The following is a 12,444-nucleotide window of genomic DNA, read 5'->3' as shown; positions in this document are numbered from 1 at the left end:
TATTTTTCCTAACTGAGGTTCAGCTTGCTCCATCATGATAAATGATTGATTCACTTCAACAGCAAGTGTGCCGGCGAGTGTTTTTCATAAAATATGTATTATTATCTTCAATAGCACAACTGTCTAATAATGCCTGGAACGATGCAATAGTAGCATGTCCACAAAGTTCAACCTGTGCAGTCGGAGTAAAAAATTTTATGTCAAAATTTTTATTGTCTATTTTTTTAATAAATGCTGTTTCTGAAAAACGAACTTCTGTAGCAAATTTCTGCATAAACTCTTCATCTAAATTTTCATGAATCACTACACCTGCTGGATTACCGCCAAATTTTGTTTCAGTAAAAGCATCAATTACATAATAGGACAAAGCCCACTCTCCCTAACTTCTAAATTTAAAATGTTTGTAATACTTACTATATCGATTAGTCTCTTTATAAATGAAAAAACGCCACAAAAATGTGACGCTTTCCATCGACTCTTCTGCAAAATGAGTGGTTGATTTCCGTTCTGGACGAGAGATTTCCTGGGCATCCAGTCTCCACTACAATCAACCAATTCATTTAGCAAGTACCAATCATTTATTAATATTGAATAAGTGTTTTTATGTTTATGTCGCCAAGTTTTGCACGACCGTTTAGCTCTGTTAACTCGATAAGGAATGCACAGCCAACAACTTGACCACCTAATTGTTCAATTAAACGTACAGTCGCTTCAACTGTACCACCTGTCGCAAGTAAATCATCACAGATTAATACTTTTTGACCTGGTTTAATTGCATCTTTGTGCATTGTAAGCGTATCTTTACCGTACTCAAGCCCGTAATCAGCACTTATCACTTCACGTGGTAATTTTCCTGGTTTACGAACAGGCGCAAAACCAATTTCAAGCGCATATGCAACTGGACATCCGATAATGAAGCCTCGAGCCTCAGGACCTACTATAATTTCAGCACCTAATTCTTTTGCGTAACTTACGATTTGATCCGTTGCATATTTGTATGCAGGACCGTTATCCATAATTGTTGTAATATCTTTGAAGCTGATGCCCTCTTTCGGCCAGTTTTCAACCGTTGTTACGTATTGCTTTAAATCCATGTTATTGTTCCTCCTACGAAACTTTTTCGTATATTAATGTAATCGTTCATCAAACCATTGTTTTAATTCTATATAAGGGGCATATACAAGCTTTTGCTCCATTTCAATCTGTTCTGAACGCTGTTTGTAAGACGGTGCCTCTGTAAGTGCCTGTTTTGGTGCAATCACGTTGACAGTCGTCAGTCCACTCTCCATTTTAACAAAACCAAGCTCAAAAAACACCTGTGTCATAAATTTTAATGCATCTAATGGCCAACCTGTATGCTTTGCTAATTCAGCCAAATGCATATTCAGTGGAAAAGCAGGGCGATTTTTTAAAAACTTATAATACCAGGAAAATTGCTCACGCGTAGGCAATCCATTGAAATACTGTGAATCAGGCATGTAAAAGTGTGCATAAATACGGGAAGATGCTGTTTTTTGTAATACATTTTCTAACATTTGAACATTTTGTGGCAAATCTAATAGCACGATATAATTGCTTTGTTTTACATTTGAAAGCGTAGGATCCACTGCTAGGATCGGTACACCAATTAGTGATTGGTAATAGGTCACCGTCTCTGAACGGAAGGCGATGAATGTTGCCTCCTCTTTTGGGACCGTATTTAACCAGCGTGATGTTTGCCGTATACCACGAATATCAAATAATTGCCATTCAGTAGTTTGGACATCTTCTATCATAAATTGTGCTTTTTTACGTCCCTGCCACTCGTTAATTTGTAAATCCCCAGTAAACGATACTTTTATTCCATATGTTAGCTCGTCGTGTAAATGTCCTTTATTGAAACCGACACTATCCAATTTTTCATAGCCATCCGTCAATTCCATTTTTATATGATTTTCTGCTGCCCCAATTTTCCGCATGGAGGATATTTCTACATCTTCGAGCACATAAACAGGCTTTGGAAAATCCGTACCATATGGACCAAGCGTTGAAATTTCTTCAATCGCATCTGCTGAAATTTCATCCATTTTTAATGGGATATCAATATTGAGTACTGGTGTTAATTGTTCTTCTGATAAACAAGCTTTTGCTTGAGTATCTAAGCGTGATCTTAATTCATCCACATGCTCAATGGATAATGTCATCCCCGCTGCCATAGGATGCCCACCAAAATGAGGTAATATATCTCGATTCTTCGCTAGTTCATTATACAAATGGAAGCCTTCAATACTACGAGCTGAGCCTTTAGCTGTTCCTTTTTCATAGTCTAATGAAAGTACAATTGTTGGACGATAATAAAGCTCGACAAGACGAGATGCGACAATCCCTACGACTCCAGCATTCCAGCCTTCTCCAGCAATAACTAAAACGAGTGAATCCCCGATTTTTTTATCTGATTCAATGAGAGCAATGGCCTCATCTGTAATACTCTTTACAATATCTTTGCGCTCACTATTACATGTATTAAGCTGTTTCGCCAATGCTGTTGCCTTAGCATTATCCTCAGCCATTAATAGCTCTACACCTGGTGCCGCTTCTCCAAGTCGACCAACTGCATTTAAGCGCGGTCCAAAGTAAAAACCGATTGTTTCTTCACTGATTTTGGCTTGCTCTGCACTTGCTACTTCACACATCGCTTGTACCCAAGGGCTGAGTGAAATACGCATTTCTTCTATTCCTCGTTTTACTAGGTAGCGGTTTTCATCAACTAACGGAACTAAATCTGCTACTGTTCCGACAGCAACATATTCAATTAAATGCGTTGGCAGTTCCCCGTATAGAGCATGAGCTAACTTAAACGCTACACCCACACCTGCTAGCTCACCAAATGGATAATGCCCTTCTGGTATACGAGGATGTAAAATAATATCTGCCGGTGGTAATTCATCACCTGGTTCATGATGATCTGTGACGATAACATCCATCCCCAGTTCCTTCGCGATACGAATCGGTTCAATGCCTGAAATACCATTATCAACTGTAATAATTAGCTGAACACCCTCGTCATGTGCTTCACGAAATAGTGCTTCATGCGGTCCATAGCCGTGAATAAAACGATTCGGTATTTTAAACGACACATCGGCACCGAGATCAAGTAACACATTGAGCATGACCGTCGTGCTAGTGACACCATATAGTGATAGGTAAACCTTTGAAATTATCTCCAGCTTTTCCCCCACTTCACACCGTGCGTGAGACTTTCACCTCACACGGCGTTCCATCGAAAACATTCAAAACTTTTGTAATCTACATAACTCAACATAATTCACGTATTTCTTGATTATGCTCTAATTGTCCAAATTAGATTGTTATTGTTTCTAGCTCTAGTTTCTTTCTTAGCGTATTTAACTTATTTAACATCTTTGTATTCGTTATTAAAATTTTGTGCTTCGAAATTACTTCTTCATCATTTGCATGTATCAGAATGTGGATATCTTTATCAACTAAGCAGAGGTTCTTATATTCGTCAGTACCACCTTGCAATCGTGGTACTTTATGATGACAGTGTACCATCATCGGATTTAATTCATTACCAGTAACATGGCATTTCCCTCTTTGTGCACAATATAATGCAATACGATTATCATTGTATTCTACACTTCTTTGCGGAATCGGATGTTCCATTAAGAAACGAAGAGAGCCTATATCAATCGTAGAGAGATTTTTATGAATTTCTTCTCTACCTTGTTTCGTATAGGCATTTACCACATTCCGTTTCATCATCGGGCTTTTGTGTTTAATGTACCCAATTGGTAGAAACGGTGCTTTAGAGATAAATCGAATCTGTTTGCTTTTTCCATATTCCTTTTTAATGAAATCCGATGTAATAACACCTGTTTTCTTGATTCGCCGTTTCATTCGATGGTCTTTTAAACATGCATTTACTTCATATGCAATGTTACCCATATCCTCGGCTATCATGGTGGCAATACGGAAATATTGATGAAGTCCTATTACAGTTGAGTTGTAAAACGCAATTTTTCTTGCTTGGTCGTTTGAACCGCTATCATAACGGATACCATTAATAATTTCTTTAAGGTTATCTTTAGTGCGATTTACAGCTTTGTCGCACATATGACTTTTAACGATCCATCTGTTACCTTTTGGAACTAACTTCATTTTGATTCCCAGAAATTCCGAATAGTCCTTTTTAAGATTCACAATTTTTGATTTTTCTTCGCTAATTTCTAAGCCAAGTCTATCTTTCAGCCATTTTTGGACTGCAATAAATAACCTTTTCGCATGATTTGGATTACTACAGAATATTTTAAAATCATCTGCATATCGGACAATGTAACATTCCTTTAATCGGGTTTTCTTTAGATGGTAATACTGATTTCCTTTATCTATTGAATTCCCTCTATCTTTTCGGATAGTTATTTTATCCTCACAAATCGGAATAGTTTCCCATTGGCTTTCAATCCATCTATCCAATTCATTGAGAACAATGTTAGAAAGTAAGGGAGAGAGAATTCCTCCTTGTGGTGTACCTTTTTCATTTTCAATGATTTGTCCATTTGGCATTTTGATTTTGGCTTTTAGCATTTTTGAAATAATCGTGAGTAAATTTTTGTCCTTGATTCCCATTGTCCACATTTGTTTTAATAACTTTGCATGTGAAACGTTATCGAAAAAGCCTTTAATGTCAATGTCAATTACATAAGACATTTTTGATTTTTGTATGAGTCGATAACTTTGAGCAATTGCATTTTCTACGGAACGGTTTGGTCTAAATCCGTGACTCCTACCTGAGAATTTCGCCTCTACTATTGGTTCAAGAACTTGTAAAATACATTGCTGGACTATCCTGTCCCATATTGCTGGAATTCCTAGTGGTCTTGTTTTTCCATTAGGTTTTGGTATATCAACTCGTCTTACTGCTTTAGGTTTATAATCTCTTAATTTATTTCTGACATAGAAGATAAATTGCTCCTCCGGAAGCTTCGATACATGTTCGATTGTTCGTCCATCTACACCCGCTGTTTTACTGCCAGTATTTTTCTTAATATTACGATACGCTAATTTAATGTTTTCAGGCGAACTAATAATGCCCATTAAGTTTTTAAAACTACAACCTTTTGAACTTTGGTCATACAGCATATCAAATGTTGCTTGCATACTGTAATATTCCGCATTTCTTAATTTGGACTTTTTAACATGTTTTGCGATTCGTGAATTTGCCACAGACATCAACCCCTTTCTCAAGTGGTGATTCTATTAGTCATACTCGAATCTGTGATTTGTTATGCATTTATAAGTCTTTGAAAGTTCCGACTAGAGCCTATCCCTCCACCATTTATTATCATGGTTTCAAAGGTACTATGACTCCACTCTCACGGAAAGTTAATCGATTTTAATAGGTTATACCCTTTATATCGAACTGTTTCATAGGTAGGCTAATACCTCCACATCTTCCGCTTTCCACGTTCCAATTTCTCTATCCTTCCATATATCCTTAGGTTTCTCCTATAGTCCTGTATGCTTGAGCTTGCCTGTAACAAGCTATGGGTTTTCATAACGCCAGATTTTTACTCACCCACACATACGATGGCACTGCCACCCATTGCATTTCTACAATGTCTACGTCTAGACCTGTACATTCAGAGATTCGTCAGTGCTAATATAGCACATTCTAACCATAGATACTTTATGGACTCCCGGCATATAGGATACACCATCTACCTCTAGACAGCTTTCGTGGCTTACTGTGAATATTTTTAGTTTTTCACATCGTAAACTTACGGTATCTCTCTGCCGACTTCACCGAGCTTCATACTTTGCTACTTAACCTTAGCAAAAGCATGTCGGAGTATCAGAGTAGGCGTTTCAAGGCGTTACCCTCTCATTCCACCTATCAAGAAATCAGTTCTCCTAGGGAAATTATGCGACTCCCTAGTGTCTAAGCTTTTCACTTAGAAACGTGTCGCACCCGCGTCATAATCGCCATATACTAGGACTTTCTCTCCGTTTTCAAGCGCTTGTTCAATACGCGCTACAGCTTCTGCCATACCATGCATTAAAAACGGGTCATGAATACTTGCTTCTGTCATATTTAATAAGCTCTCTGCATCAGCAGTTGTTCCGCAACCTCGTGCTGCTAAAATTTTTGCTGCAATCGCAGAAAGTTGTAGGTCATTTTGTAATGTTTGGACAAGCGTAGCGTCTGGGCGCTCTACCTGCCATCTCTTTTTCGATAGAATCATCTTTTCACTTCCTCACGAAAGCTATTATACCGAAAATCTAGCCTATCCGCACTATTTGTCAGAATGATAGTTTTATCCATCAGATCGTCAATTCAATCCGTCGGTTTTACTAAACTACCCGAAGAATAGAAGTCAGAGCGACGGATAGAAGAGCCGAAGCCGTGGATAGAACCTTCAGAGTCGTGAATAGAACAGCCGAAGTCGTGGATAGAACCGTCAGAGTCATGGATAGAACAGCCGAAGTCGTGGATAGAACCGTCAGAGTCATGGATAGAACAGCCGAAGTCGTGGATAGAACCGTCAGAGTCATGGATAGAAGAGCCGAAGTCGTGGATAGAACCGTCAAAGCCTTGGATACCAGTGTCAAAAGAAAAAAGCCTACTCCGTTAAAGAGTAGACTTCTGAAGCACACCTTTTGAAGCAGAAACTAATGCCTCAATCTTCTCCAAATTACCTTCATGCAATGCTGTCACGATTGCACTACCAACGATTACACCATCACTAAGTGCCCCCATGCTTACCACTTGCTCGGGAGTTGAAATTCCAAAGCCAGCTAGTACTGGTATTTGGCTTGCTTCACGTAAGTGAGCAAAATGATCATTTAAATCATTAGCAAAGCTTGCGCGAGCCCCTGTGATTCCATTGACTGTCACAGCATAGACAAAACCTTGACTGGCCGCCGCGATACGTGCAATTCGCTCTGGTGGACTAGTTAACGAGACAAGCTGGACGATGTCGATACCATGAGGATTTAATGTGTCACGTAAAACGGCACTTTCTTCAAGTGGTACATCAGGAACGATTAACCCTTTAACGCCCCCTGCCACACAATCGTTAGCAAAAGCCTCTAACCCATAAGCTAAAACAGGATTAAAATAAGTCATAACAACTAACGGAACTTGAATGTCTTCTTTAAATGATGCTAATGCTTCTAGCACTTTACGTAATGTCACACCTTCTGCTAAAGCCCGTTCACCTGCTTGCTCGATCGTCGGCCCATCCGCTACAGGATCCGTGAACGGTATACCCACTTCAATTGCTGTTACCCCCATTTGCTGTAGCTTTAGGATCGTTGGCTTCAAAGTTTCTAGACCCCCATCGCCCGCCATAATATATGGTATAAATGCTTTATTACCAGCGATTTTCGTTTGTTCAATTGCCTGCTGAAGTGTTGTCATTACATATCTCCTCCTAATACTTTACGAACAGTATGAACATCTTTATCTCCTCGGCCGGATAAACACACAACAATGATGTCATCTGTAGACATTGTCTTCGCGAGTTTTGCTGTATAGGCAATGGCATGAGAGCTTTCTAGTGCTGGTAGTATACCTTCTGTTCTACTTAGTAACTGTAAGCCCTCAAGTGCTTCATTATCTGTAATCGAATCAAATTTAACACGCCCTATATCATGTAAATAACAATGCTCTGGCCCCTTCCCTGGATAATCTAGACCAGCTGAAATAGAATGTGCTTCTTGCACGAAGCCATTTTCATCTTGTAATAAATACATGTATGCACCGTGTAAAACTCCTAGCTGTCCACCGGCAATTGCTGCTGCATGCTTTCCTGTCTCAATGCCACTACCCGCTGCCTCTACTCCGTATAGCGCTACAGTTTCATCATCGACAAAAGGATGGAACATACCGATTGCATTACTACCACCACCTATACAGGCAACTACTGCATCTGGTAAACGGCCTTCCTTAGCTAAAATCTGCTCTCTAGTTTCAACACCAATTACACGCTGAAAATCCCTTACGATTTTCGGGAATGGATGTGGTCCTAAAGCTGAGCCTAAAATATAATGAGTATCCTCAACATTTGTCACCCAGTAGCGCAGTGCTGCATTAACAGCATCCTTTAATGTTTTTGAACCTGTTTCTACAGACTCCACTTTTGTACCGAGTAACTCCATGCGAAACACATTTAACTGTTGACGTTTTATATCCTCTGCCCCCATAAAGACTACACATTCAAGGTTCAATAATGCGCATGCAGTTGCCGTGGCCACTCCATGTTGCCCTGCACCTGTTTCTGCCACAATATTCTTTTTACCCATTCGTTTTGCAAGAAGTGCTTGACCAATCGCATTATTAATCTTATGGGCTCCAGTGTGATTTAAATCTTCACGCTTTAAATAAACCTTCGCGCCTCCTAGCACCTTTGTTAAATTTTCTGCGTAATACAACGGCGTCTCACGACCGACATATTGTTGTAAATAATAGGCCAGTTCCTCAGTAAATGTTTGATCATTCATTGCCTCATCATAGGCCGTTTCTAATTCCAACAAAGCTGTCATTAATGTTTCCGGAACAAATTGTCCACCAAATTTTCCGTAACGCCCTTCCTTCGTAGGTACACTATTTGCAATTGAATTCGCCATTATGCTCTCCCCTTCTTTACTGCCTGTATAAATGCGGTTATTTTTGCTATGTCTTTTACACCGTCTGTCTCCACACCACTCGATACATCTACCATAAATGGCGATACAAGCGACACCGCTTCTTCAATATTTTCAGCTTGTAAACCACCTGCTAAAATTAACTTTTCTCGCGGAATTCCTACCATCTCTAGAAGGGTCCAATCAAACGTGTGACCACTTCCTCCTTTAAAATCTGTCCCTGGTGCATCAAATAAGTAATAGTCTACATCATAGTTAGCAGCAGCCTGAACATCTTCAGCACCTCTTACGGACAAAGCTTTAATTGCTGGATAGCCTTGCTGACGAATAAATTCTGGAGTTTCGTCTCCATGGTACTGCACATAATCTAATGGCACGCTTTCTATCGCTGTGCGTAATTCCTCCGCGCCTGGATTGACAAAAACACCGATTTTCAAAACGCCCTCTGGCACATGTTTGGCTAGTTGCTGTGCCTGTTCAACCGTCACTCGTCGTTTACTTGGTGCAAAGACAAAACCAATGGCATCCGCTCCTGCCTCTACTGCTGCCTGCACATGCTGTTGTTCCTTTAGTCCACAAATTTTCACCTTCGTCATACAGATGCCCCCACCTTATTGACCTGTAAACTTTTTAGAGCAGTACCTGCATCACCACTGCGCATTAATGACTCACCTACAAGAACGCCACTAGCTCCCATGACCGCCACCGCTTTAGCGTCTTCTTGCGTCCAAATCCCACTTTCACTTATTAATACTTTCTCTTCTTCGAACGGAAAAGCTTCAGCAATTTCACGTGTACGTTCTAAGCTCACTTCAAAGGTACGTAAATCGCGGTTATTGACGCCAATTAGTTTGGCACCAACTGCAATAGCACGTTCAAGCTCCTCAAGATCATGCACCTCAACTAATACTTCTAAATTTAAGCTTGTTGCATAGCTATACAAGTCACGTAATGCCTCATCTGTTAACGCGGCTACAATTAGCAAAATGATAGATGCACCTGATGCCTTTGCAAATCGGATTTGCACACGATCGATCATAAAATCTTTACAAAGAAGTGGCGTTTGTACAGCATTTGCAACTGCGGCTAAATCATCAAAAGAGCCTTTAAAAAACTCTTTATCTGTTAAAACAGAAATGGCCGCTGCTCCAGCTTCTGCATAAGTTTTTGCCTGCGCAACTGGATCTGCCCCTTCTGCGATTAGCCCCTTCGAGGGGGAAGCACGCTTCATTTCAGAAATAACCTGTAATGTTTCAGCTTTTCTCAATTGCTCAAATAATGATGGACGCAGCTTTTCTGTAAAATTAGCTAACGGGTCGGGCTGTTCAAGTAAAGCACTAACTTCTAGCTTTTTTTGTTCGAGAATTTTATTTAAGATATTCATTGTCGGACCTCCACTTCTTTAATATGCTCACTATAAGCAACGACTGCCTCTAATTTTTGAAGGGCACGCCCGCTAAAAATACTATCCTTCGCCATTTCTACACCTTCTTTAACGGTTTCAGCAATTCCATAGCTGAACAACCCAATACCAGCATTCAATAAAACTGTGTCAAAGTAAGCATTTTGTTCACCAGCTAATAATTTACGCATAATCGCAGCGTTTTCATCTGCATTACCTCCACGAATGGCCTCTAATGGGGCATAGCGAAGACCCGCATCCTCTGCAGTTAATGAAAATGGAATTAAGTCCCCCTTATCTACTAGGACAAAAGTATTTTGACCAGCTAATGACGCCTCATCCAAACCTAGTGGCCCAGAAACGACCATTGCTCGTTCACGCCCGAGCATTTGTAATACGGAAGCATACTCCATGACAAAATTAGGACGGTTAATACCTGTAAATTGCATCGATAAAGGCACTGGATTCGTAAGTGGACCGACAAGATTAAAAATAGTTGGCTTGCCTAGTGCCCGACGTACCTCGCCAATCCGCTTTAATTTCGGATGGACATTTGGAGCATATAAAAAGGCTATTCCTTCTTTCTCTAACAGATCAACAGTTTGTTCAATGGAAATATTCGTATGAATACCGAGTGCTTCTAAAACATCCGAGCTTCCTGATGCCGAAGAAATTTTACGATTGCCGTGCTTCGCCATTTTGACCCCTGCCCCTGCTAATACAAAAGCGCAAGTTGTACTTATATTAAATGTATTAAGACCATCCCCTCCAGTACCGCAATTATCCATATAGACACCTGCTTTGGCTGGTACGTCTAATGCAAAGGAACGCATAATTGTGGCTAATGCCGCTACTTCATGTGCTGTTTCACCTTTGACAGATAGTGCCGTTAAAAAGCTTGCGATTTCTTCCTTCGGTGTGTCATCTTGGAACATCCATTTTGCTGCCAGTAGCATTTCCTCATACATTAAATGCTCTCGTTGTTGAACTTTTTGACGAATACCTTCCATTAGTGTTGACCTCCTTCTTTTTCAAGTAGCTGTAAAAATTCCTGTTCGTCTTTTTCTACCTGTTTTAATACTTCTTTGACGTTTGTGTATTTGGTCACCGTTACAGTTGATTGCATATGCATCGTTTCATTTTCTATAACAATGGATTTTCCTGTTAAAGCAAAATCAAGATGACCGTTAAAACCAATAAATCCAAGAGCTCCTCCAAAAATCCCTGAAGTTTGACTAGATTTTTCTAAATAGTCTTTTGCCTGATCCTTTGGAATACCTATTGATGCAAAGGGTGGTAACGTTGCAGCTAATACATCAAGTGCATGAAGCATCGGTAATATTTGCCCTTCAACTCTCGATGTCATGTGTAATGCATGCTTTGAACGCTCAATTCTCATCGCCTCAATGACTTGAATGGAATCTCGGAAGCACACAGACTGTAACTCTTGTCGCACGGCAGAAACAAGTACAGCATGTGACTTTCTAATATTTGTGTTTTCATAGAGCTTTCGTTCATGTTCTAAGTCTTGACCTTTTGTGGAACCTCTAGGATATGTCCCCTCTGTTGGTGTCGCAATCACACGCTCACCTTGTACTCGAATTAGGCTTTCAGGAGATGTTCCTAAAACAACATGATCCTCAAACTCTACATAATACATATACGGAGCAGGATGTTTTTTACGTAATTGACGATATAAAGCGAAAGCATCTCCTTGTAAATTTGCTAAAAAACGCTTTGATAGGACGACTCTTGTCATATCTTCATCTAAAGTAGCTTTGCTAGAAGTAAGGGATGTTGCAAATTGTTCATTCGTAATCGATTCAAAAGGTTCATAGCTACAAGTTGTATCCTCATCCTCTCTACCTTTTAAAAGCTGCTCTGCTAACTCTTCTAAATTTGGTTCTTTTTTTTCTGCATCAATATTTGTATGAATCAAAGTAACTTCATCTGTTACATGATCAAACACAATGACAGTCTCATACACGTGGAAATGCACATCTGGTAGCTGTACTTTATCCTGAGCAGTCGATAGTATCGTTGTTGCATCATGACCAACATAGCCAACAGCTCCGCCCGAAAACGGGAATTGTGTCGTATTGGAGATACGTGGCATTAGTCTTTTCAGTAAAACAAACAGATCGCCCTTATGTGTATATGTGTTTCCAGTCTTATATGAGTATTCCTGAATTTCATCTCCAAAGCCTTTATACGTTTTTCTCGGATTTGCACCGATAAAAGAAAAACGTCCTGCTCCCTCATGCTGTGCTGAACTTTCAAGCAAAAATTTACGGTTCCCTTGCAGGCGTCTAAAAATTAAAATCGGTGTTAAAGAATCAGCATTAATAGTTTTCATTTTTGTTCTTGAACTCGTCGATTGCATAATTACCAAGCTC

Annotated in this window: 11 protein-coding genes; all 11 read right to left on the bottom strand. The window is 39.9% G+C overall.

The window, feature by feature from the left end; genetic code table 11:
- Nucleotides 1-55 precede the first annotated feature (55 nt).
- The 11 genes from ABH968_RS01480 to ABH968_RS01430 all read right to left on the bottom strand — a co-directional run bounded on the left by ABH968_RS01480 (nucleotide 56) and on the right by ABH968_RS01430 (nucleotide 12,431).
- On the bottom strand, nucleotides 56-367 hold the full coding sequence (locus ABH968_RS01480) for a PhzF family phenazine biosynthesis protein (protein WP_370041909.1): 312 nt from the start codon (nucleotides 365-367) through the stop codon (nucleotides 56-58).
- A gap of 214 nt (nucleotides 368-581) precedes the next feature.
- Nucleotides 582-1,094 (bottom strand): adenine phosphoribosyltransferase, encoded by a 513-nt coding sequence (locus ABH968_RS01475; RefSeq protein WP_053484790.1) that lies wholly within the window; start codon nucleotides 1,092-1,094, stop codon nucleotides 582-584.
- 33 nt (nucleotides 1,095-1,127) lie between these two features.
- On the bottom strand, nucleotides 1,128-3,218 hold the full coding sequence (recJ, locus tag ABH968_RS01470) for a single-stranded-DNA-specific exonuclease RecJ (RefSeq protein ID WP_370041907.1): 2,091 nt from the start codon (nucleotides 3,216-3,218) through the stop codon (nucleotides 1,128-1,130).
- Nucleotides 3,219-3,339: 121 nt separating this feature from the next.
- The gene (ltrA, locus tag ABH968_RS01465; RefSeq protein ID WP_370041905.1) at nucleotides 3,340-5,229 is read right to left on the bottom strand and encodes a group II intron reverse transcriptase/maturase; all 1,890 of its coding nucleotides are present in this window, start codon (nucleotides 5,227-5,229) and stop codon (nucleotides 3,340-3,342) included.
- Nucleotides 5,230-5,951: 722 nt separating this feature from the next.
- The gene (locus ABH968_RS01460) at nucleotides 5,952-6,242 is read right to left on the bottom strand and encodes a single-stranded DNA-binding protein (RefSeq protein ID WP_370041903.1); all 291 of its coding nucleotides are present in this window, start codon (nucleotides 6,240-6,242) and stop codon (nucleotides 5,952-5,954) included.
- 386 nt (nucleotides 6,243-6,628) lie between these two features.
- Nucleotides 6,629-7,420 carry a tryptophan synthase subunit alpha gene (gene trpA / locus ABH968_RS01455; RefSeq protein WP_370041901.1) on the bottom strand — a complete coding sequence of 264 codons (792 nt, stop codon included), beginning with the start codon at nucleotides 7,418-7,420 and terminating at the stop codon, nucleotides 6,629-6,631.
- On the bottom strand, nucleotides 7,420-8,628 hold the full coding sequence (trpB, locus tag ABH968_RS01450) for a tryptophan synthase subunit beta (protein WP_370041899.1): 1,209 nt from the start codon (nucleotides 8,626-8,628) through the stop codon (nucleotides 7,420-7,422). The genes trpA and trpB overlap by 1 nt, the downstream gene beginning before the upstream one ends.
- Nucleotides 8,628-9,242 (bottom strand): phosphoribosylanthranilate isomerase, encoded by a 615-nt coding sequence (locus tag ABH968_RS01445; RefSeq protein WP_370041898.1) that lies wholly within the window; start codon nucleotides 9,240-9,242, stop codon nucleotides 8,628-8,630. The genes trpB and ABH968_RS01445 overlap by 1 nt, the downstream gene beginning before the upstream one ends.
- A complete protein-coding gene (gene trpC, locus ABH968_RS01440) occupies nucleotides 9,239-10,030 on the bottom strand; it encodes an indole-3-glycerol phosphate synthase TrpC (protein WP_370041896.1) in 792 nt (263 codons plus the stop codon). Before trpC ends, ABH968_RS01445 begins: the two co-directional genes overlap by 4 nt.
- Entirely contained in the window at nucleotides 10,027-11,058 is a 1,032-nt protein-coding gene (trpD, locus tag ABH968_RS01435; RefSeq protein ID WP_370041895.1) for an anthranilate phosphoribosyltransferase, read from the bottom strand. Before trpD ends, trpC begins: the two co-directional genes overlap by 4 nt.
- The gene (locus ABH968_RS01430; protein WP_370041894.1) at nucleotides 11,058-12,431 is read right to left on the bottom strand and encodes a chorismate-binding protein; all 1,374 of its coding nucleotides are present in this window, start codon (nucleotides 12,429-12,431) and stop codon (nucleotides 11,058-11,060) included. The genes trpD and ABH968_RS01430 overlap by 1 nt, the downstream gene beginning before the upstream one ends.
- Nucleotides 12,432-12,444 lie beyond the last annotated feature (13 nt).

The organism is Lysinibacillus sp. RC79, from assembly GCF_041262405.1.
In the GTDB taxonomy this organism is placed as follows: Bacteria; Bacillota; Bacilli; order Bacillales_A; family Planococcaceae; genus Lysinibacillus.
Note: the sequence above shows the minus strand (reverse complement) of the source record. Positions and strands in the feature narration are given on the sequence as shown.

Excerpts from the sequence above, each read along its gene's own strand:
- ABH968_RS01430 (WP_370041894.1), bottom strand. The coding sequence starts at position 12,431 with ATGCAATCGACGAGTTCAAGAACAAAAATGAAAACTATTAATGCTGAT.
- trpD (WP_370041895.1), bottom strand. The coding sequence starts at position 11,058 with ATGGAAGGTATTCGTCAAAAAGTTCAACAACGAGAGCATTTAATGTAT.
- ABH968_RS01460 (WP_370041903.1), bottom strand. The coding sequence starts at position 6,242 with ATGATTCTATCGAAAAAGAGATGGCAGGTAGAGCGCCCAGACGCTACG.
- ABH968_RS01445 (WP_370041898.1), bottom strand. The coding sequence starts at position 9,242 with ATGACGAAGGTGAAAATTTGTGGACTAAAGGAACAACAGCATGTGCAG.
- trpA (WP_370041901.1), bottom strand. The coding sequence starts at position 7,420 with ATGACAACACTTCAGCAGGCAATTGAACAAACGAAAATCGCTGGTAAT.
- trpC (WP_370041896.1), bottom strand. The coding sequence starts at position 10,030 with ATGAATATCTTAAATAAAATTCTCGAACAAAAAAAGCTAGAAGTTAGT.
- ABH968_RS01475 (WP_053484790.1), bottom strand. The coding sequence starts at position 1,094 with ATGGATTTAAAGCAATACGTAACAACGGTTGAAAACTGGCCGAAAGAG.
- ltrA (WP_370041905.1), bottom strand. The coding sequence starts at position 5,229 with ATGTCTGTGGCAAATTCACGAATCGCAAAACATGTTAAAAAGTCCAAA.
- trpB (WP_370041899.1), bottom strand. The coding sequence starts at position 8,628 with ATGGCGAATTCAATTGCAAATAGTGTACCTACGAAGGAAGGGCGTTAC.